The sequence below is a fragment of the uncultured Aquimarina sp. genome, from assembly GCF_947496855.1.
Lineage (GTDB): Bacteria > Bacteroidota > Bacteroidia > Flavobacteriales > Flavobacteriaceae > Aquimarina.
The window spans coordinates 144,068-166,876 of sequence record NZ_CANMED010000005.1 but is presented as its reverse complement, the minus strand read 5'-3'; the positions used below and the strand labels follow the sequence as shown (position 1 = coordinate 166,876).

Here is a 22,809-nt window from a genome sequence, read left to right as displayed (position 1 = left end):
CGATTATAAGTCGTCGACTTAATCTATGTATTCGAATCCACAGTATGGTACTAAAGCATCAGGAATTTTAATACCTTTAGGCGTTTGATAGTTTTCTAAAATACCCGCTAATACCCTTGGTAGCGCTAACGAACTTCCATTAAGAGTATGCGCCAATTGATTTTTGATATTAGTATCTTTGAATCTCAATTTCAATCGATTAGCTTGGTAGGATTCGAAATTAGAGACAGAACTTATTTCTAACCAACGATCTTGAGCTGTAGAAAACACTTCAAAATCATAGGTTAGGGCTGCTGTAAATCCAATATCTCCTCCACAAAGGCGTAAGATACGATATGGTAATTTTAATTCTTTAAGAATCTCTTTTACGTGATCCACCATTCCATCTAATGCCTTATATGAATTTTCAGGTTTTTCGATACGTACAATCTCTACTTTGTCAAATTGATGTAAACGATTCAATCCACGCACGTGAGCTCCATAAGAGCCGGCTTCTCTTCTAAAACAAGGTGTATATCCCGTACAACAGATAGGAAGATCGTTTTCATTTACTAATTCATCTCTAAACATATTAGTAACTGGTACTTCTGCGGTAGGAATTAAGTAAAGGTCATCTGCAGTAACGTGATACATTTGTCCTTCTTTATCTGGTAATTGTCCAGTACCATAACCGGATGCTTCATTGACTAAATGCGGAACCTGATATTCTGTATAACCTGCTTCTGTGTTTTTATCTAGAAAATAACTGATCAGAGCGCGTTGTAATCTAGCACCTTTCCCTTTATAAACTGGGAATCCAGCTCCACTAATTTTCACACCAAGCTCAAAATCAATGATGTCATATTTTTTTGCTAATTCCCAATGAGGTAGTGCATCATTCTCCAGAATAGGGATGTCACCTTCTCTAAAAACCTCTTCATTATCCTCTTCACTTTGTCCATCAGGAACAGAAGTGTGCGGAATATTAGGAACTGTATATAATAGATTTATTAATTCATCTTGGATACTAGATAGTCTGCTTGACAAATCTTTAGAACTATCCTTAAGTTGACTTGTTTTTTCTTTCAAAATAGCAGCTTTTTTAGCTTCACCATTTTTAAATAGCATTCCAATTTCTTTGGATAATTTATTAGAATCAGCAAGCGTGTTATCTAGTTTTGCTTGAGTAGCACGTCTTTCTTCATCTAGATTAATTACTTTTTCTAGAATAGGAGCAGCGTCAAAATTTCTTTTGGTCAGCGCTTTAATATACTCCTCTTTGTTTGCTATGATTTGTTGTACAAGTAACATTTGATGTGTTTTGGGCGAAAGAATATAAGCAGTTTCCGAGTTTATCAAAGAACTGCAATCTCATTCGCGTTAAAGCAGCAAATTTAAAGAAAAGCATGTTTTCTGAATAGTAAAAAGAGTATAATCTAAAGTATAATTAATAACAGCGTAATACCTTTGTCTTATTTAATGATAATCAGAGTGTAATTAATTAACTGAAAATCAAAACGATCTAAAATATTTAGAAAAGTAGCTTCTTTTTATATATTTTGATAAGGGAATTCCTTTAACGATTATCGTACGATTATTGTTATAATATATTGTTGTTATATTTAATATATGATCACTACAACAACTAGACGTTTTTTGAATTCACTTTTAATTTTTATGGGTTCGTTATATAGGAATAAAAGAACTCGAAGATTTACGTTAATACCGATATTAGTAGTCGGTTTAGGGTTTTTGTTGCTGCAAAAAATAAGTATTCCTGTAAAAGGAACTACTATTGCAGACTTGGATGATGAGTCCTTTTGGGCACATCCTTGAAGGAGTTCTATATCTCATAAGGCATCGATATTTTAAAGAAAAAGGCACGGATGCAATCTCATCAACTTACGGTATTGTGATCTACATGTACGAAGGAGGTAAAGGTGGGAAGACGGTTATGGTGCTTGGTCCCAAATGGTGGTTTCATTATTATGCGCATCTTGATGCGATCGATGCGTTTCTGTTTCAGCCTGTAGCATTTGGAACTAAATTAGTAGCAGTAGATAATGTGGTAGGTAAACTACCACATTTACATTATGCGATCACGACACCTTTTTCATATTGATGGTTACGAGATCCTGATATTATACAAGGAAATCGAAAAATGTTTTATTTAGATCCAGATACTTGGTTGAGAGCGTAAATCGTATTTTTATTTAAAAGAATTCTTTCTGTAGAATTGGTGTTTTGATGTTAGATTTATAATAAAAAGCTATGCTGTGAGGCATAGCTTTTTGGGTAATATGACGATGTGAGGTTTGGGGCCAATATTTTTAAGTTTGTATTATATGTTTCTTTTTAGAGGAAAATCCTAGTTACTTATTTTATGTTTCATACTAACCACACTATTTTGTTATTTTCTCTGATGTAAAAATAGTATAGGTCTTCTTAATATTTCTTTAGAATTGGATAGAAGTAAAGTTTCTGTAGATCAAATCCAATTTACTATCGACCAACTGAAATATTATTAAACAATCCGATAGTTTGGATTTGTAATCTTTATTTTTATTGGTTCATGACGAATGATTAGAACGAATATTACCCTGTTTGTAATTGATAGATCTCTAGAAGATTTTTTTATTCGTTAGGGTACAGGAATTTCTATATTGATTACAGTGCCTCTATCAATAGTAGAATCGATGACCATATTACCTGATAGGGAATGAAGTCGGTTTTTGATGTTCTTAAAACCAATACCTTCAGCCATCTTTTCTGAATTAAAACCGATGCCGTTATCCTCGAAAAGAAGCTGCAGTATCGTCTGATATTGATTAAGATAAATATCTATTTGATCTGCTTTTGCGTGTTTTAAAGTATTAGTTAATAATTCTTGAATGATTTTGAAAAGTTCCTCTTTTAAGGGGTTTTCTATCTCATTAATCTTTTCTTCCGGATGAGGATTGAAAGAAATTTTTTGATTACTACCTTGTTCAATATTATTCACGTATTCTTTTATTAAGGTAGAAATTCCATTGTTTTGAAACTTTTTTGAAGCAAGGTTATGAGATAAATCGCGCACCTGATGGTAGGTTTCATCTATTTGATTTAATATTTTCGTTTGTGTGTTTTCATTTTTACTAGTATGTGAGGAAAGTTGTAATTTAATGCTAGCCAGATTACCTCCAATGCTATCGTGTAACTCTCTGGCAAGACGTTTACGCTCTTTATTTTGTCCATCCATAGTTGCCTTAACCAGATTGAGCTCTTGATCTTTCATCAATCCGTACACTTTTTGTGAGTTTACCTCTTTTTGAGATTTGTTTAATGCTATTTGTGTTTTTAATTTCTGAAAGTATAAAAATAACAAGGCAATTACCGGAATCAATACAACTAGAAAACCAATCAAAAATGCTTTTTTGATGGTTCGTTGTCTTTTAATCTCACTTTCTTTAAGTAGCTGTTCTTCCTTCAGAGATAAGATTTCTTTTTCTTTTTGTAATGTTTGATATTTAATCTCCAAGTCTTTTACAATCTCTTTATTCTGATTTTTTAATATTTGGTTAGAAATAGAGAGGTATTGAGTCATAAGATTATAAGCATTCTCATAATCTTTTTCTGCAACTTTTATATTCCTAAGTACCATAATAACATCTCGCTGTAACTCAAGTTTATTCCATTGTATAGAATTCACATATGCTGAGGATAAAATTATTTCAGCATCTTGTAGATGTCCTTGATTATAATATATGATTCCCATTTGGATAACTGCATCTATATAGAGATCATAAAACTTACTTTGTAGCGCAACCTCTTTTACAGATCTAAAATATTCTAGCGCATGACTAAGATTGTCTTCGAATATGTCTATTCTACCTAATTTTAATTGAGTCTCTAATCTAATTTTGTTATTCTCGTAAATTCTTAAATCGTTTAGAACTTCGAGGTAGTTAGCTTTTGCTTTCGAAACATCTTTTTTAGCAAAGAATACATCTGCTAAAGATTTTTTTGCTAAAATTAATACCTCATTGTTTTCAGTGTTTTTTATAATAGTTTCGAATATCGATAAAGCGGCGTCATATTCTTTTTGATGAAGGTAAACAGCTCCTAGTCCTAATTGATGAGTATAGTGCATTTTACTCATTTCGGAAGCAGGGGAGATAGCAATACCATCGAGATAATGTTTCATGGCATCATCATAGAGCCCTTTCTCCAGTTTTCCTTTTCCGAGAATATGATAAGCTTTAGATAGATAGAAATTACGATTTAAAAGTAATTCTTTTTGCAATAGTACTTCATCTTGAAGAAGATTTCCGTAATATACTATAGAATCCGTAATTCCAGTTTGGATATGAATAGATGCAATGGTATCTATTAGTTTTGCTCTTTTCTGAAAATCTTCAGCATTTTTTAACTCATTATAAAGATAAGTGTCTACGAGAGTGGGAATTTTACCAAAAGTAGAGTACCAGTCCTTCTTTTCCTGAGCATTAACAGAAAAGGAAATCAATATGATAAAAATATAAAGATGTTTATTCTTCATCGTATTTAATTACCCACGGATTAGTTGTGAAATAGTTCCATTTTACGCTTGCTAAATCTGTGTCAGGGTCAATTAAGGTTTTTGATTTTTTCCCATTAACGGATACATTACTACGGACGTATACTTCTATGTCTTTTCCTTCTTTTAGTTGTTCTTTTTTAAGGAATTGGGCGAATTGCCAGATCGCGTCGGGTTTAGTGTTAACCAAACGGCGTTGTTTTTTAGAAAGGTATTGGTTCTTATCTATTTTCAATCTTTTACCTGGATTATCTTTATGCTCAATATAAAAACTAGTAAATCCAGATCGTCCACGAAGCATCATTCTCCAGCTTAGCTTGTGACCTTCTTCTGTCCATAAAACGTCACCCGGAATGAACCAATGACGGATTGGTAAAGCAAGTTGTATCACAAACCAAATAGTCAATGCTGGGATTAAAAATTTCCGGTAAGAAGGCACAGTCGTCTTATTTCCAGTATAAAATTCTTTTTTTGGCATAAAAACGCGATGGATACGTTCTTTAGAAAAGAAAAATACAGTAAAAGCTAATGATAAGTATGGAAATATTCCAATCTGAAATACGATAGAATTAAATAGATGAAAAAATATACTAATTATAAAAGCCGTGAGACGGGTTCTTCTCCAAAGTAATAACGGAATGATTAGTAGATCGAATAAAATTCCAAAATAGGTAATACTTAAATGTGTCCAATGTTGTTGTAACAATTCTCCAACAATTGGATAATTTGCCCTAGAGAGCATTAAATTTCTAGCTACTGTATAGTCTAACCAATCTGGATATAACTTAGCAACAGATGCATATGTGTATACAATCCATAATTGAATAATAATAAATAAAACACACCATCTAGGCATGGATATTCTCTTAAGCGCCGGATTTTTCTTTACATCCATAGAAAAATAATTTCCAGCAGGTAAAGTACTCATAAGAATACATAGTAAAAGTAATAGATAATAATGATTATTGTAGGACGATTTTTGCATATAATAAGCACCCGCCCAGAGAATTGTATAGGCAATCATGCTCCATCGGTATTTAAAACCTATCATAATTAATATGCCAAAAACACCCATCAATGCAAAATAGTAATACATACCATTACCAGGAAGAGGCTGCAAAAATTCAAAACCAATAAAATTGAAGGTGAATTGTGGTTCTACAAGAGTTCTTCTGACCCAACCTGTAAAAATAGCTCCAAAGGATTCTGCTGTAATAAGAAACCCAAAAAAAACTCTAAATATGATTAAAGCGCTATTATCTATTTGTGTAAATAACCAACGATTGATCATACCATAGAATTTATATACTCTCTAGAATAATCTTCATCTTCTTGCATTGCATTTTTTAAAGCCTCTATAGAATCAAATTTTTTCTCATCTCTAATGCGGATGAGCATTTCAATTTGAATCTTTTTTTCGTATAAGTTAAATGAAGCATCAAAGAAATGGGTTTCGATGGTTTGGTGTTTCCCATTTACGGTTGGATTATTACCAATATTCATCATCCCAAAATATGTTTTATTATTAATCTGGGATTTTACAACATACACCCCTTTTTTTGGAATTAGTTTGTAATCTTCTTCTATGTGTAGGTTAGCTGTTGGGTATTCTAATTTACGCCCTAGTTCTTTTCCTTTTATTATTTTTCCTGTAAGCATAAAATTGTATCCGAGATACCTATTAGCTTTTATAATATCTCCGTCAAGTAAAGCTTCACGAACTTTAGTGGAGCTAACGGCTACATCATCTATATCCTGTTTTGAGATTTCTTCTACTGTAAAATCATTCTGAATACCAAAAGAGGCCAGATCCGTAATGTTGGAATTACGATTACGCCCAAAACGATGATCGTAGCCAATAATAACGTGACGTAGATTTAGTCTGTTGACTAACATTTCTTCAACATACTCCTTAGCTGAAAGGCGAGAGAATTCTTTGGTAAAAGGATGGATTACTAAACTATCCAACCCCGTTTTTTCTAATATCTGTATTCGCTCTTCGATAGTATTGATTAGCTTGATATTTGTATCTTTTTGCAACACCATTCGTGGATGAGGAAAAAAGGTAAGAATTACTGATTCTAGATTGTTTCGCTTGGCAGCTTCAACCAATCTTTCAATTATTTTTTTATGTCCAATATGAACTCCATCAAAAGTTCCAATAGTAACAACCGAAGGTGTTTGATTATCATATGTTTTAGCGTCTGTATAGCGTTTCATCCTTCGTCTTTATTTATTTTCGATTGTCAGAAGGGATTCATTAGTATACACTGTAATTGACGTTGATTTGATAGGTGTATTTCGTTTCAAGAAGACTGATTTTTTTAAAACCATTTATTGTAATCTAGGTTTATTTTATTCTTAATACGCTGACAATGTATTAAAAATTATTAGCTATAAAATTAAGGAAATGTTGCGAGATCTACTAGTTATTTTCCGTTAAAGGTGTTCATAGTATTTGTTAATCCTGCAGTTGTAAAGGATTTAATCAATGCAATTCCTTTATCTAATCGTTCGGGCATAGTAGTTTCTTCTTCAGCCCTCCATTCTCCTAAAACATAATCTACTTGTCTACCTTTGCTAAATTCTGCTCCAACACCAAATCTGAACCTGCAATATTTAGATGTATTGAGTTGAGCTTCGATATCCTTAAGTCCATTGTGTCCACCTGCACTTCCTTTTGCTTTTACTCTAATGGTGCCAAAAGAAAGGTTGATGTCATCTGTAATGATTAAAAGATTCTCTACAGGAATTTTTTCTTTAGTTAACCAGTACCTAACAGCTTTTCCGCTAAGATTCATATAGGTATTTGGTTTTAACAATAATATTGTACGTCCTTTATGTTTATAGGTTGTGAGGTCTCCTAGCTTTTCAGTTTCGAAAGACAAGCTTTCTTCTTTTGCCAATGCATCCAGAATTCTAAATCCTATGTTATGGCGCGTATTGTGGTATTTAGGCCCAATATTACCGAGACCTACAACAAGAAATTTTTTCATGAGTTCTTCTTGAGTTTCTTTCTTTTCTTCTTTTTGTGAAAACCATTTTCTAAAAATAGAAAGCATATATGTATTGGTTTTACGTAAGGGATAGCAGCGGCATTCTTTTTTGTTATGCTCTTCGAGCGCCTCAGAGTACAACAAAAAAGATACAGTGAATAGCCCGACCGAAGTAAAACGGAGGGGACGCCATCTTAAAATCATTGTAAAAATAAAAAAAGCATTCTGAAAATAAAATCAGAATGCTTTTTGATTGTTTTCTTAATAAAGAAAAATTAAGCTTCAGCGGCTGGTGCTTCTGCAGCTGGTCCTTCTCCTTCAGTTTCTTCTTCTTCTTCTTCATCTTCGACAGCAGTACGAGATGTTTTCACCATACAAATTACAGTGTTATCCGGATGTAGGATTGTGAAATCTTCACTTGCTATACTGGTAACTAATAATTTGTTTCCTATTTTAAGGTTAGTGATATCACCTTCAATTAAGTCTGGTAATTTAGAAGCAAAACCTTTTACTTTGATACGTCTTAGGTTATAACGTAAGACACCACCGTTAAGAACTCCTCTTGCATTTCCTGTGGCTTTAAAAGGAAGTTCTACAGTAATTGGTTTGTCATCAAAAATTTGAATAAAATCAATATGTAAAATTCTATCAGTTACAGGGTGAAATTGAATATCTTGTAGTATAGCATTTACTTTTGTACCATTATCCAACGCGATTACCACGGTATGAACGTCTGGAGTGTACACTAAGTTTTTGAAAGCAATTTCTGGTGCTGCAAAGTGTATCATAGTGTCTCCACCGTAAATTACACAAGGTACCTGTCCAGCATTACGTAAGGCTTTTGTTGCTTTCTTGCCTACGCTTTCTCTTTGAGATGCATTGATTGTTAATGACTTCATTTTAAAATATATTAATAGTTATTAATTTACATTATAAATTTAGAGCTGATAGATTGATTATTATGAACTCTATCCATAACATCCGCAAATAAATTGGCGCATGTAATCACTCTAATTTTTTTACTTTGTTGTTTTAGAGGAATAGAATCAGTTACGATTAATTCTTCTAGCTTCGAGTTTTCTAATTTTTCATAAGCGTTTCCAGAAAGAATAGGATGCGTACAAATTGCTCTTACACTTTTTGCACCTCTTTCTATCATTAAGTCTGCAGCTTTGGTTAGCGTTCCTGCGGTATCTACCATATCATCTACTAGCACCACATTTTTACCTGTTACATCTCCGATCAATTCCATATGAGAAATTACATTGGCTTTAGCACGTTGTTTATAGCAGATTACTACGTCACTTAGTAGTGCTTTAGAATATGCATACGCTCTTTTAGAACCTCCCATATCAGGAGAAGCTATTGTAAGATCTTCTAGATTTAAAGATTGTAAGTATGGTAAAAATATAGTAGACGCAAATAAATGATCTACAGGTTTCTCGAAGAATCCCTGAATCTGATCTGCGTGTAAATCCATAGTTATGATTCTTGTCGCACCTGCAGTTTCCAACATTTTAGCAATTAATTTTGCTGCAATAGGAACTCTTGGTTTGTCTTTTCTGTCCTGACGTGCCCATCCATAATATGGTAACACAGCTGTGATATGTCTTGCAGAAGCTCTTTTTGCTGCATCCAACATTAATAGCATTTCCATTAAATGGTCAGAACTAGGATGTGTAGATCCAATAATAAAAACTCTTGATCCTCTTACAGACTCCTCAAAAGAAGGTTGAAACTCGCCATCACTATATGTTGATGTTATTACCTTACCTAATTTTGCCCCATATGCGGATACTATCTTTTCTGCTAGTTCTGTACTCTGAGTACATGCAAAAAATTTTGCTTCTGTAATTGAATTAGGCATAGGGTAAAATGTTGTTTTGTAATGAGTTAAAACTTATTTTTTAAAAACAAGGTGCAAATTTAAAAATTTATTTCTACTCTTTACCTTATTTTATTACTTATTTAATGGATGTGAGCAAATATTTTTTTAATTTTGCCGTCCAATTTACTTAGAAATGCTCAAGTGGTGGAATTGGTAGACACGTTGGATTCAAAATCCAATGTCGCAAGACGTGCGGGTTCGATTCCCGCCTTGAGTACTGAAACGAACAACTCTTTGATAATCAAAGGGTTGTTTTTTTTGTTTATGGACTTTCTTTAAAGTTTTTGTTTTTTGATAAAATAGAGCCGTGTAGGAATATTTTTTGATTGATTCAAAACTATTTTTTTAGATTCGGATTATTAATTCTATTTTTCAGTTTTACTGGAAATTCAAGTGAGTTTTTAAAAATTAGTCCTTTCCGACATTTTGTATGTCACAACTTTGATTATACTATTTTTTATCTATTGATTCTAAAATAATAACTGAGGAAAATGGATACTATGAAAACACCTTTAAACTAAATAGGGGGACTATTTACACATTTATATTACTTATTAAAATATTAACTTTAAATTTTTTTAAACATCTTTATATTTACGATTCCGTCTATTTTCATATACAGACCTTGATCTCTAGCTTGTATAATCAATTTTATAACAACATCTCGTGATGCTTTCAGCTCTAAGATTCTCATTTCTGCGTGGATTATATGAGGATCATTTTTATCCTTTGAACTTAAGATTTGTAGGTTATGAAACTTAATTTTATCCGCAATTAAAGATAATAGTACATCGGCAGCGTTTATTGGAGAATATGCTCCCTCTACTAATTTAATGCTGTTATTAATAGGGTTCATTGTGAATGCGTTTTTGTTTGTTAGATATTATGGTTCATCTATCAAATGATTTGATAAATAAAGTATCTATAAAATGAGTTTGATTCCAGGCGAGTAAGAGTTTATGGTTTTTAAGAAGAAAGGCCAAAGAAAGTAGGCACTAAATTATTCCATTTGTAAAAATTAGTTGAGTTTGTTGAATAATAAAGTGCCTAAGATGAGCTAATACAATGGTTATAAATATCTATTCTCCTTGTCCTAGTGAGAATCCTCTTTTGCCATCAAATTCATATAAGTTTTCAGTTTTGATTACATCAAATCCTTTACCGTTTAGTTTGGATAAAAGAGCTATTATCTGTTCATGATCAATAGGATTATAACTTGGAATTGTTTTTTGTATATCAGAATTCGAGGCTACGAATCTACACCTCCAATGATCCGTGCAATATGTTTCTTCTAAACCATTTGGATATACTTTAACTCCTCGATTCGTAATCATTTTTAGTTTTAAATTATATGCATTGATCTTAGATAAAGCATCTCCTATTTCATTAGGATCAGTACCTGTCCAGTCAATAAATGCATCTACTCCTACTAGCTCTTTTTTCGATTTTTTTCGTCTATATTCAACTGTTTTCATGCTACCAGAACCTTCAATAAGCTTACTTTTAGTTAAGTTTTGAGGGGTTTTCCCTAATCTGGATATTACTTCATTGGCGAATTCTTGTGTTGATACCTTTTTCTCACTCATTTTTGGTTGATAAATATCCGAAGTATGATATCCATCTTCGATTGTTGTTAATAAGGCATTTTTAACTTTATCAGCAATCTCTAATTGACCTATGTGTGCTAGCATTAAAACCGCGGCATTGATTAATCCTGAAGGATTAGCTATTTGTTGTCCAGCAATGTCTGGGGCAGAACCGTGGATTGCCTCGAACATAGCCACATTAGTTCCAATATTTGCCGATCCTGCTAATCCAACGGATCCAGCAATTTCTGCTGCTATATCAGAAATAATATCACCGTACAGATTAGAGGTTACTACAACATCGTAGTTTTCTGGATTAGCAGCTAGTTTTGCAGAACCTATGTCAATAATTTGAGATTCGCTTTTTATCTTAGGATATTCTAATGATATTTCTTTAAAAACCTGATGAAATAACCCATCTGTCAATTTCATAATATTATCTTTCACCATACAGGTCACTTTTTTTCTTCCATAGGCCTTTGCATATTCAAATGCATAACGGACTATTCGTTCACAACCTGGTCTTGTAATTAGTTTAAGACATTGCACTACATCTTGGGTCTGCTGATGTTCAATTCCTGCATACAGATCTTCTTCATTCTCGCGTATAATGACCACATCCATAGTAGGAAAATGAGTTTTGACAAATGGGTGAAAAGAGCTAACAGGTCGCACATTTGCATATAATCCTAAGGATTTTCTAAGAGTCACATTTAAACTTTTATATCCCTTTCCTTGAGGAGTAGTTATAGGTGCTTTAAGTATTAATTTGTTGCGCTTAATAATTTCCCAAGATTCTTTATTAATACCTGCAGTATTTCCGGATAAATAGACCTGCTCACCTAGATCAATAAATTCAGGTTCAATTTTAGCTCCAGCTGCCTTAAGAATATCTAGTGTGGCAGCCATAATTTCAGGACCAATACCATCACCTTTTGCAATAGCAATTTTTACAGCTTTTTGAGTCCTTTTTTTGTTTGATTCTTGAACTAATGTGTTATTTTCCATCTTATCTTATTTTATGAACAGGACAAATATCTGATTTTTAAATAATAAATTTTTATTTATATAAATTATGAATTAAATAAATTTATTTAATGTATGTGTAAAAAGAAATGTATACAGAGAATACAAGAGTTTCCTGTTTTTTGAAATTGGATATCAATACATTACGTTTTTTTTAGTAAGATCTTTATGTGTTAATCAAGCATACTAATGAGTTTTTTCTAAATATTTATAGAAGAAAATCAGGGGCTAGAATGTATAGTTTTAGAATCTATTTTTAATAAAAAAAATATTTGTTGAGTTTGGTTTTATAGAATGTTTTTACTCTAAAATGGTTACTGTTTTTATTTAGAACGATATCATTATTTATAGTAGCATCTTAATAAATTGAAGTAGTATCTAATCTGTTAGGTTTACTATTTTAGATAAGTTTTATTTATATTACACTCCATTTATACTATAAATAGTTCTAATGTTTAAGTGTTCAATACTTTTTCTGATATCGATTATGTGTTTTTATAATACGATACAATCACAGACTTTCCATAGTGATTCTATTAAGATCAAAAAAGTAAAGGAGTTGCAAAAGATATCAGAAATTACTTATAGAAAAGGGGATTTTGAATTGTATAAGAAATATGTAGATTCTTTGCAGCTATTAGCGAGAGAATACAACCTTCTGGAAGAAGAAGTTTTAGCCGTTGTAGGACAAGGTATTTATTACAGTAATATAGATGTGTATGATGAGTCTCTTAAAAAATATCTTAGTGCCTTAGATATAGCAAAAGAACTACCTGAGGATTCTAAAATAAGAATTATTATTTTGGCTAATTTGGGTAATATATATAATAATCTAGGGCAATATGATAAAGCTTCAGAAACCTTCAAGAAGGTTATTAGACTTGCCAAAACTCACGAAAATCCGGAGCGCGTATTGATTGCTTCATATAATGCTTTGGGTATTACTGCGATACATCAGAAGAAATATGAAGAATCTTTAGTATATAGTCAAAAAGTAGATAGTTTTGCTACAAAGCTTTCTAGAAATGATCTAAAAATAACAGCATTAAATAACATTGCAGATTCTTATGTGAAATTAGAGAAATACCAAGAAGCTATAAATTATGCAGAACAAGCTTTAAAATTAACAACAGAAAAAGAATCTATAGAAAGTAGGGCTGATTCACATTTGCATATAGGAGTTTCATATTTAGGGCTTAATAAGCTTCCGGAGGCAATTCATATGCTTACAACTGCGCAAGAAATTGCGGTTAATAATCAATTTCTAGAATTAGAAATGCACGTCCATGAATATCTTGCAAAAGCTTATGAATTAGAAGGTGAGTTGAAAAAGAGTGTAGAGGAACACAAAAAATACCAGGGACTAAGAAATTCTTATTTAAATACGCTGTCTGAAGGCAAACGTATTATTGCTGAAAGAGAACTCGAAGAACAGACGGCTCTTTTAAAAGAACAGAGTAAATCACTATCCAAACAAAATAAAGAAATTATTTTTTACGGTTCTATAATATGTGTTATTCTTATTGTGGGAGTATGGGGATATTTTTTTAACAGAAGGATTTCGTTAAAAAAACAATCCACTGACTTAATACAATATAAGCAGCTTTTAGAAAATGAAAACCAAAGTCTTAGAGCTAAGCTTAATACTGTGCTGAAAAAAAATAATGAAAGTCTTGTACTAACATCGATATCAGACAATTCTTCTAAATATCAAAATTCTTCCTTAAGCTCTGAAGATCGAGATGCTTATGCTGAAAGAATATTACAGTATATGGAAGAGCAAAAACCATATCTGGATGAAGATTTGAAGCAATCTGATTTAGCTGAAGCATTAAATATGAACATACCTCAAATTTCTGAAGTACTGAATGTATGTTTTCAAAAGAATTTCAATAATTTTTTAAACTTATATAGGATAAATGAAGTTAAAAAATTAATGAACAATCCCAATTACGAAGAGTATAAAATCGTAGCAATTGGGTATGAAGCTGGTTTTAAAAGCAAAACTTCTTTTAATAGGGCATTCAAAAATTTGGTTGGTCTTACTCCTTCTGAATACAGGAAAAAGAGTGCTTAAAACACAATTTATAGGTTTCAAATTATAATTTGAAACGTCTCCACTAACATTTATACATAGTTTTGAAGAAGGCAGAATGAAAAACAACGGTTTTCAGGGTTGACCTATATATTGGGTAATCCTAGTTTTGCCTATGTAAATAAAAGATGAATATAAAGGGAATGTTCATTTTAGTTCAGTTTACAGGGAAAAATTGATTTTTAAATATTTCATATGATAAAAAAAATACACCTGAGTACTTTACTGTATTTGTTAATTTTTGGTTTATTAATAAGCCCAGCATCTTATGGGTTTTCCTTAAATTATACTATTGAAGAATCTGAGTCCACTAGTTTTGTTGGAGAGTTTACTACCATTTGGGATACAACAAGGCCAGGTACTTCTGCAGATAATGAAATTACAATTCCAATAAATCCAGCCTACACTTATAATTATACAGTTGATTGGGGAGATGGTTCTACAGATACGGGTGTAACAGCTGGTATTACACATATCTATGACACTTCAGGGACATATACAGTCATGATAAGCGGTAATTTTCCGGCTATATATTTTAATGATTCTGGAGATAGACAAAAGATTATAGAGATTCTGGAATGGGGAATTATCGAATGGCAAACCATGGAAAATGCATTCTTCGGGTGTGAAAACTTGAATTTTGATGCAATTGATGCTCCTGATTTATCTAGAGTAACTAGTCTTCAAAATATGTTTCGAGAATGTAGTGTTTTTAATGGTATTGTAAATAATTGGGATATAAGCACTATAACAGATATTTCGGGGATGTTTACCGAAGCTGTAATATTTAATCGGCCATTAGATAACTGGAACACTATCGCAGTTACGGATATGTCATATACTTTTCACAGAGCAAGGCAGTTTAACGAACCACTAGATAATTGGAATACAGCTTCAGTACTAAATTTGGAATACACTTTTTCTGAAACGAGCAGCTTCAATCAAAATATCAATAATTGGGATGTGAGTCAAGTTACTAATATGTCTGGCACATTTAGATATACTGGTAATTATAGTAGACCGTTGAATAATTGGAATGTGAGTAATACGACAGATATGTCTGGAATGTTTCAAGGTTCTGCTTTCAATTTTCCTATTGCTAATTGGGATGTGAGCAATGTGACAACTATGGCTGCCATGTTTAGAGAATCTCAATTTAATCAACCCATAGAATCTTGGGATGTATCCCAAGTTACTGATATGTCATTTATGTTTCATAGACATAGAACTTTCGATCATCCCTTAAATGAGTGGAACGTAAGTAATGTAACTAATATGGCAAGCATGTTTGATGGTTGGATTTGGGGAGCAATTTATAATCAACCCTTAGATCGCTGGGATGTAAGCAACGTTACTGATATGAACTATATGTTTCGAGAAAACTCACAGTTTAATCAGGATATTAGTGGCTGGGATGTAAGTAATGTTACTAATATGAGAGGTATGTTTCTTGAGGCATTGGTTTTTAATCAAGATATAAGCAGTTGGAACGTAAGCAGCGTAACTAATATGCAGAGTATGTTTCAAGAAACTCTTGTTTTTAATCAGCCGTTGAATACTTGGAATGTTAACAACGTAACTAATATGTCTGCAATGTTTTTTAGGGCTTCACAGTTTAATTTACCACTTGATAATTGGGATGTGAGTAGCGTCGGAAATTTTCAAGGTATGTTTTCGAGTTCGATTTTTAATCAAGATATCAGTGGATGGAATACAGCTTCAGCGACTAATATGAGTACTATGTTTTCCGGTGCTTCAGCCTTTGATCAGAATTTAGGTACTTGGGATATATTAGGTGTTAGCAATATGACTAACATGTTATCTAATAGTGGAGTCTCTCAAGAAAATTATGATAACATATTGATTGGATGGGCAGGACAAGATGTTTTGGATAATGTAAATCTTGGAGCAACAAATCTAAATTATTGTGATGGAAGGAATGCCAGGCAAGATTTGATTGATAATCATAACTGGAATATCACCGGGGATATAGTCAACTGTTCATTTGTATTTTGTACTCAAATAACTTCTCCAGTAGATGGGGATACTAATGTACCTGCAAATTCTAATATACGATGGGCTCCAGCACCAAACGCTACGGGTTACAGAGTAAGTATCCGAAGAGAAAATGGGGCTACTACTCAAATAATATATGATAATCAAGATTTTGGTAATGTCGTAGGGTTGGATTTTACCAATGAGTTTACACCAGGAGATATAGTATATGTTACAGTGGTCCCATATAACGATGAAGGACCGGCTACTGATTGCCCGGAAATCAGTTTTACCGTAGTTGAAAGTTGGGTGAATAGTCCAGAGGCTTTTAAAATTACAATAGATACTAGAAACTTAGATAATAGTTCTACAGCTACGAATCAGTACAGATTAGAACTTAATACTGGATATCCGGGTTATTTGACCTATGATTTTTCAGTTGACTGGGGTGATGGTCAATATAATAACAATGTTTCTAGTGACATTATTCATACATATTTGGCTCCAGGTATTTATACACTATCAATTATAGGTGATTATGCTGCACCATTTCACGGTTCTTCGAACAGGGACAACCTTAAGTTAATTTCTCTTGATCAATGGGGAACACAAGTATGGCAAAGTATGCAACAAGCATTCTATTTCTGTGAAAATATGGAATATCTCACTACAGAAGTTCCTAATCTCACTCAGGTTACTGATGTATCACGTATGTTTAGAAGAGTAGAGTTGATGAATTCTAATATTAATAATTGGGATGTAAGTAATGTTACCAATATGAGTGATATGTTTTATCAGGCATATGCTTTTAATCAACCTCTAGATAATTGGGATGTTAGCAATGTTACTAATATGAATAACATGTTTAATACTGCAAATAGTTTCGATCAGTCTTTGGATGGTTGGGATGTAAGTAACGTTACGACTATGTCTTCTATGTTTAGTGGTACGAACGTTTTTAATTCTCCATTAAATTCTTGGAATGTTTCTAATGTTACTAATATGGCACGAATGTTTAACAGAGCCGAGTTATTTAATCAACCACTGGGTAATTGGGATGTAGGTAATGTTACTAATATGGAAAGCATGTTTGAAAGTGCGGAAGCTTTTAATCAAGATATAGATAGTTGGGATGTAGGTAATGTAACGAATATGAACAGTATGTTTGATAGAGCTGTAACCTATAATCAGCCAATGAATTCTTGGAACGTTTCTAACGTGACAATTATGCAAAGCATGTTTTCTCGCGCATCTCAATTTGATCAACCTCTAGATCAATGGAATGTTTCTAATGTAACTACTATGGCATCCATGTTTAGCACAGCAGGCAGTTTTAATCAAAATATCGATAGTTGGAATGTAACCAATGTCGTTTCTATGCAACGCATGTTTCGTTCTGCAAGCTCATACAATCAACCGTTGAACAGTTGGAATGTAAATTCGGTGGTAAATATGTCAGAAATGTTTAGCAATGCTTCAAGTTTTGATCAACCTTTAAATAACTGGAATGTAAGTGCGGTGGCTAATATGACATTTATGTTTAATGATGCAATTGTATTTAATCAGCCATTGGATAATTGGGATGTAAGTTCTGTAACGCTTATGACCTCTATGTTTGAAACGGCTTCAGCTTTTAATCAGAACTTGAATCCTTGGGACGTTGGAGTAGTAACGAATATGCAGGCTATGTTTAAAGAAGCTATTGCTTTTGACGAACCATTAAATTCCTGGAATACTTTAGAATTGCAGAATACTCAAGAGATGTTTAGTGGAGCTTCAGCTTTTAATCAAAATATAGATACGTGGAATGTTTCTTTTGTAATTACTATGGAAGAAATGTTTAGAAACGCTACATCTTATAACCAAGCAATGGATTCTTGGAATGTTGCTTCAGTAACCACCATGGAAGGAATGTTTCGGGGAGCAACTTCTTTTGATGAAGCAATTAGTAGTTGGAATGTAAGAGGAGTAGTTACGATGGAGTATATGTTTGATGGAGCCACGTCTTTTAATCAAACTTTAAATAATTGGAGAGTTAGCGGAGTTCAGAATATGAATTATATGTTCAGAAACGCTAGTAGCTATAATCAGGAAATGAATATGTGGAATATTGGTAGTGTTAGCATGCAATCTATGTTTGAAAATGCAGCTGTTTTTGATCAGTTTCTTGGCGATTGGAATATAAGTAGTGTTAGTAACATGTTAGATATGTTGGATAATACAGCTCTAACTCGAGAAAATTATGATAGTACATTAATTGCTTGGTCAGAACAAGCACTAACTTCAGGAATTAATCTTGGTGCCGAAACCCTTCTGTATTGTGATAGTATCCAAGAAAGACAATCTATGATTGATACTTATGGATGGACATTTACTGGAGACATTCGCGATTGTCCTATACCCTTATGTACACTGCTAACATCTCCTGAAGACGGTGATGTTGATGTACCCATAAATACAAATCTTGTTTGGGATTCTGTACTGTATGCTACTGAGTACGTGCTTACCATAACACTTCAACCAAGCGGAACAATAATTAATGCAACTGTTACTACAGAATCTTATGAATTTGCGGCGAATGAACTTGTCGGTTCTACTAGCGTAACAGTTCTTATAGAGCCTAGAAATGACGAAGGTACTGCTACTGGTTGTGTGGCCGAAACATTTTCTTTATCGACAAACCCACCTACGGTACCAGATTGCACAAGCTTAACAGATCCTATAGTTGGAGCAACTGATGTTATAATAGATACTGATATTTCTTGGGAGTCAATTGCTGATGCCGATGGGTATTTCTTAACAATAGGCACTTCTACAGGCGGAAACGATATTTTGAATAATGAAGATGTCGGGAATGTTACTACATACGATTTAACCAATGACTTACCAGAAGATATCGAAATTTTTGTTACTATAACTCCTTACAACGAAGAGGGAAATGCAACTGGGTGTGCGGAAGAAAGTTTTACTACAGAGCTTATTCCTGTAGTGCCTTCTTGTACTACTATTTTGGATCCTTTAAATGGAACAACAGATGTAGCAATAGATACAAATTTAAGTTGGAATAGTGTAGATGGGGCAACTGGTTATTTAGTTTCTGTCGGTACTACCCAAGGAGGTATCGAAATTGCCAATAATATAGATGTAGAAAATGTAACTACCTATGATATTCCAACCGATCTTAGTGAGAACAGAACATTCTACGTAACAATTATACCTTATAACGACGTAGGGGACGCTATTGGATGTACAGAAGAAAGTTTCAGAACTGGAGAATCTACGTTAAATGATCCACCAGCTTGTACAACACTTTCAGTTCCACTAGATAATACTGTAGACGTTTCGATAGGAACTGATTTAACTTGGAATAGTAGTTTTAATGCTGATGGATATAGATTAACGGTTGGTACAAGTTCTGGCGCAACGGATATTATTAATAATCAAGATGTTAATAATGTAACTGCTTTTGATATACCAACAGATTTACCAGAAGGCACAGAAATATTTGTTACCATAATTCCTTATAATAGTTTTGGAGATGCTACTGGATGTTCAGAAGAAAGTTTTACTACAGAAACCATAGCCACAATTCCAAGTTGTACTATTTTATCGATTCCTTTGGATGGTGCTATGGATATTTCTGTTGATACCGATATAACTTGGAATTCTGTTTCTGATGCTACGGGATATCGATTAACTGTTGGTACAAGTTCTGGAGGTACGGATATTATCAATAATCAGGATGTTCGTAATGTTACTACATTTGATTTGCCGACTGATTTACCTGAGAATACTGAGATTTTTGTAACCGTTATTCCTTATAACGCGGTTGGTGATGCTACAAGTTGTACAGAAGAAAGTTTTACTACAGAAACCATAGCTACAATTCCAAGTTGTACTAGGTTATCAATTCCTTTGGATGGCGCTACGGATATTTCTGTTGGTACAGATGTAGCTTGGAATTCTGTTTCTGATGCTACGGGATATCGATTAACGGTTAGTACAAGTTCTGGAGGTACAGATATTATCAATAATCAGGATGTTGGTAATATGACCACTTTTGATTTGCCGACTGATTTACCTGAGAATACTGAGATTTTTGTAACCGTTATTCCTTATAACGCGGTTGGTGATGCTATAAGTTGTACAGAAGAAAGTTTTACTACAGAAACCATAGCTACAATTCCAAGTTGTACTACGTTATCAATTCCTTTGGATGGCGCTACGGATATTTCTGTTGGTACAGATGTAGCTTGGAATTCTGTTTCTGATGCTACGGGATATCGATTAACTGTTGGTACAAGTTCTGGAGGTACGGATATTATCAATAATCAGGATGTTCGTAATGTTACTACATTTGATTTGCCGACTGATTTACCTGAGAATACTGAGATTTTTGTAACCGTTATTCCTTATAACGCGTTTGGTGATGCTACAAGTTGTACAGAAGAAAGTTTTACTACAGAAACTATAGCTACAATTCCAAGTTGTACTACGTTATCGATTCCTTTGGATGGCGCTACAGATATTTCTGTCGGTACAGATGTAGCTTGGAATTCTGTTTCTAATGCTACGGGATATCGATTAACTGTTGGTACAAGTTCTGGAGGTACAGATATTATCAATAATCAGGATGTTAGTAATGTAACTACTTTTGATTTGCCGACTGATTTACCTGAGAATACTGAGATTTTTGTAATCGTTATTCCTTATAACGCGGTTGGGGATGCCACAGGTTGTATAGAAGAAAGTTTTACTACAGAAATTATAGCAACTCTTCCTAGTTGTACAATATTGTCTGATCCAACAAATGGAGCCACTGGTGTGGCCGTTAGCACAGATATAAGTTGGAATACAGTTTCTGATGCTACAGGATATCGATTAACAGTTGGTACAAGTTCTGGAGGTACAGATATTATCAATGATCAGGATGTTGGGGATACAACGACTTTTGACTTACTTTCTGAGTTACCTGAGAATACTGAGGTTTTTGTGACTATTATTCCATTCAATTTAGTTGGTGATGCTATCGGATGTTCTGAGGAGCGTTTTACTACAGAAAATCCAATAATTCTAATAGATGATGATACTAAATATGGATTTTCTCCTGATGGTGATGGAATAAATGAGTTCTGGGAAATCGATGGTATAGAAAACTATCCAGAAAATACGGTTTCAATTTACAATCGTTGGGGAGATATGGTATTCGAAATTTCTGGTTACAATAATACATCAAGGGTTTTCAGAGGAGACGCTAATCGTTTGACCAATCTAGGAGGTGGTGAATTACCAGAAGGCACCTATTTCTTTGCTATTAACATCTCCGAAAGTAATTCTCTAAAGAAACTAAAAGGCTTTTTAGTTTTAAAACGATAATCTTATGACCAAATATATATATCTGATATTGACAACACTAGTTTTGTCATTAACTAATAGTTCTATAAAAGCTCAACAAACACCAGTTTTTGCTGATTATTATTATAATCAAGTGTTAATTAATCCCGCACATTCGGGTTATCATCCAGAAACAGAAGTAAGTATAAGTAATTTTGGTTATCTAAATGAATTCGAAGGAAGCCCGAGAACGTTTTCAGGAATTCTTAACACAAGTGTTTTTGATAATAATGTTGGAATTAGTGGCGGTTTTATAAGCGATCAAATTGGTGTAACATCAGCAACAACTATTTTTGCATCATATGCATATAAAATATTGTTGGATGAGAATAACAATCGAGCGAGATGGTGGAATTATAATCCAAATATGTTATCGTTTGGCCTAACTACAGGAGTATTGTTTTTAAATGAAGATCTAACAAGATTAAACATACAAGGCGATCCAAATTTTGAAAATGATGTGAATGTAACCGTTCCGACCTTTGGTTTTGGAGTTTTGTATAATCATAATAAACTCTATCTTGGATTTTCGGTTCAAAATTTATTTTCTGATAATATCGCATCTGATCAGAATGTAAACATTCAGACGCCCTATTACTTATACGGAGGTTATAGATTATACCTCAATAGATTTGAAGAAATACGAATACAACCAAGTGTGTTGGTTAAGTTTGAAGAAGACGCGCCTGCTCAGTTTGATTTTAATATATCTGCAAATTATAAAAATAGAGTAGAGATTGGAGCTGGTTATCGCAGTAGTTCATCATTTAATGGACTAGTAGGACTCTATTTTTTAAAAAATTGGCGTTTTGCATATAGTTATACTGCTTTTGGCAGCGCTACTCCTTTTAATAACACGAATGGGTTTATTCTTACTTATAAATCAGGTGAAGGATTTTAATGACTGGATAGTAGTTGGATTTCTTCGCATATTTCATAAGTTCAAAATTTTAAAGATTAATCATATTAATCTAAATTATAAATATCTGGATTTTACTTTTAACTAATTTAGGTATTCATAGTGTTAAGATTTTTTGACAAAATGATGTGTTATCTGTGTAAAGCTCATATGTAAACACCCTTTTTTTAATTTTATAATAATCTGAAATACAGATATCTGTATTTATTTACCCCTAAAAGTGTATTATAGAAATCTTATTTAGTCATAATATTACAGTCGTTAAATATTAACTCCTTTACTATGACTCACACATATATTGATAAAGTGAATTTATTTTTTTATTCATTAAGTATAGACAATGTTTACATTGCCAAGGAAGGTTCCTTGAATACAA

At 33.0% G+C, this 22,809-nt stretch carries 14 protein-coding genes and 1 tRNA gene; 6 read left to right on the top strand and 9 right to left on the bottom strand.

Features of this window, described 5'->3' with window-relative positions:
• Positions 1-18 precede the first annotated feature (18 nt).
• The gene (gene serS / locus Q0921_RS15635) at positions 19-1,290 is read right to left on the bottom strand and encodes a serine--tRNA ligase (protein WP_299258469.1); all 1,272 of its coding nucleotides are present in this window, start codon (positions 1,288-1,290) and stop codon (positions 19-21) included.
• A 318-nt stretch (positions 1,291-1,608) separates the two neighbouring features.
• Here serS and Q0921_RS15630 point away from each other — a divergent pair, with 318 nt between their 5' ends.
• Complete coding sequence (locus Q0921_RS15630) at positions 1,609-1,815, top strand: hypothetical protein (protein ID WP_299258467.1); 207 nt, start codon at positions 1,609-1,611, stop codon at positions 1,813-1,815.
• Positions 1,775-2,101 carry a peptidoglycan DD-metalloendopeptidase family protein gene (locus tag Q0921_RS15625; protein ID WP_299258465.1) on the top strand — a complete coding sequence of 109 codons (327 nt, stop codon included), beginning with the start codon at positions 1,775-1,777 and terminating at the stop codon, positions 2,099-2,101. Before Q0921_RS15630 ends, Q0921_RS15625 begins: the two co-directional genes overlap by 41 nt.
• A gap of 519 nt (positions 2,102-2,620) precedes the next feature.
• Here Q0921_RS15625 and Q0921_RS15620 read toward each other — a convergent pair.
• From Q0921_RS15620 to Q0921_RS15595, 6 genes are all read right to left on the bottom strand, one after another.
• Positions 2,621-4,516, bottom strand: coding sequence for a histidine kinase (locus Q0921_RS15620; protein WP_299258463.1), 1,896 nt, complete (start codon positions 4,514-4,516; stop codon positions 2,621-2,623).
• Positions 4,506-5,825: an HTTM domain-containing protein gene (locus Q0921_RS15615; RefSeq protein WP_299258461.1), complete on the bottom strand. Its 1,320-nt coding sequence runs from the start codon at positions 5,823-5,825 to the stop codon at positions 4,506-4,508. The genes Q0921_RS15620 and Q0921_RS15615 overlap by 11 nt, the downstream gene beginning before the upstream one ends.
• Positions 5,822-6,754 carry a bifunctional riboflavin kinase/FAD synthetase gene (locus tag Q0921_RS15610; protein ID WP_299258459.1) on the bottom strand — a complete coding sequence of 311 codons (933 nt, stop codon included), beginning with the start codon at positions 6,752-6,754 and terminating at the stop codon, positions 5,822-5,824. The genes Q0921_RS15615 and Q0921_RS15610 overlap by 4 nt, the downstream gene beginning before the upstream one ends.
• Positions 6,755-6,963: 209 nt before the next feature.
• A complete protein-coding gene (pth, locus tag Q0921_RS15605) occupies positions 6,964-7,596 on the bottom strand; it encodes an aminoacyl-tRNA hydrolase (RefSeq protein WP_299258457.1) in 633 nt (210 codons plus the stop codon).
• Positions 7,597-7,805: 209 nt separating this feature from the next.
• Positions 7,806-8,429: a 50S ribosomal protein L25/general stress protein Ctc gene (locus Q0921_RS15600; RefSeq protein WP_299258456.1), complete on the bottom strand. Its 624-nt coding sequence runs from the start codon at positions 8,427-8,429 to the stop codon at positions 7,806-7,808.
• A 26-nt stretch (positions 8,430-8,455) separates the two neighbouring features.
• Positions 8,456-9,397, bottom strand: a complete 942-nt coding sequence (locus tag Q0921_RS15595; RefSeq protein WP_299258455.1) for a ribose-phosphate pyrophosphokinase — start codon at positions 9,395-9,397, stop codon at positions 8,456-8,458.
• Positions 9,398-9,553: 156 nt separating this feature from the next.
• Here Q0921_RS15595 and Q0921_RS15590 point away from each other — a divergent pair.
• A tRNA-Leu gene (locus Q0921_RS15590) sits at positions 9,554-9,635 on the top strand.
• Between the two features lie 351 nt (positions 9,636-9,986).
• On the opposite strand, the gene Q0921_RS15585 is transcribed toward Q0921_RS15590, so the two are convergent.
• Together Q0921_RS15585 and Q0921_RS15580 are read right to left on the bottom strand one after the other, a co-directional pair.
• The gene (locus tag Q0921_RS15585) at positions 9,987-10,274 is read right to left on the bottom strand and encodes a hypothetical protein (RefSeq protein ID WP_299258454.1); all 288 of its coding nucleotides are present in this window, start codon (positions 10,272-10,274) and stop codon (positions 9,987-9,989) included.
• Positions 10,275-10,497: 223 nt separating this feature from the next.
• A complete protein-coding gene (locus Q0921_RS15580; protein WP_299258453.1) occupies positions 10,498-12,012 on the bottom strand; it encodes an NADP-dependent isocitrate dehydrogenase in 1,515 nt (504 codons plus the stop codon).
• Between the two features lie 577 nt (positions 12,013-12,589).
• On the opposite strand from Q0921_RS15580, the gene Q0921_RS15575 reads away from it, so the two are divergent.
• From Q0921_RS15575 to Q0921_RS15565, 3 genes are all read left to right on the top strand, one after another.
• Positions 12,590-14,107 carry an AraC family transcriptional regulator gene (locus Q0921_RS15575; RefSeq protein ID WP_299258452.1) on the top strand — a complete coding sequence of 506 codons (1,518 nt, stop codon included), beginning with the start codon at positions 12,590-12,592 and terminating at the stop codon, positions 14,105-14,107.
• Between the two features lie 213 nt (positions 14,108-14,320).
• Complete coding sequence (locus Q0921_RS15570) at positions 14,321-21,496, top strand: BspA family leucine-rich repeat surface protein (protein WP_299258450.1); 7,176 nt, start codon at positions 14,321-14,323, stop codon at positions 21,494-21,496.
• Positions 21,497-21,500: 4 nt separating this feature from the next.
• Positions 21,501-22,415 carry a PorP/SprF family type IX secretion system membrane protein gene (locus Q0921_RS15565; RefSeq protein WP_299258448.1) on the top strand — a complete coding sequence of 305 codons (915 nt, stop codon included), beginning with the start codon at positions 21,501-21,503 and terminating at the stop codon, positions 22,413-22,415.
• Positions 22,416-22,809 lie beyond the last annotated feature (394 nt).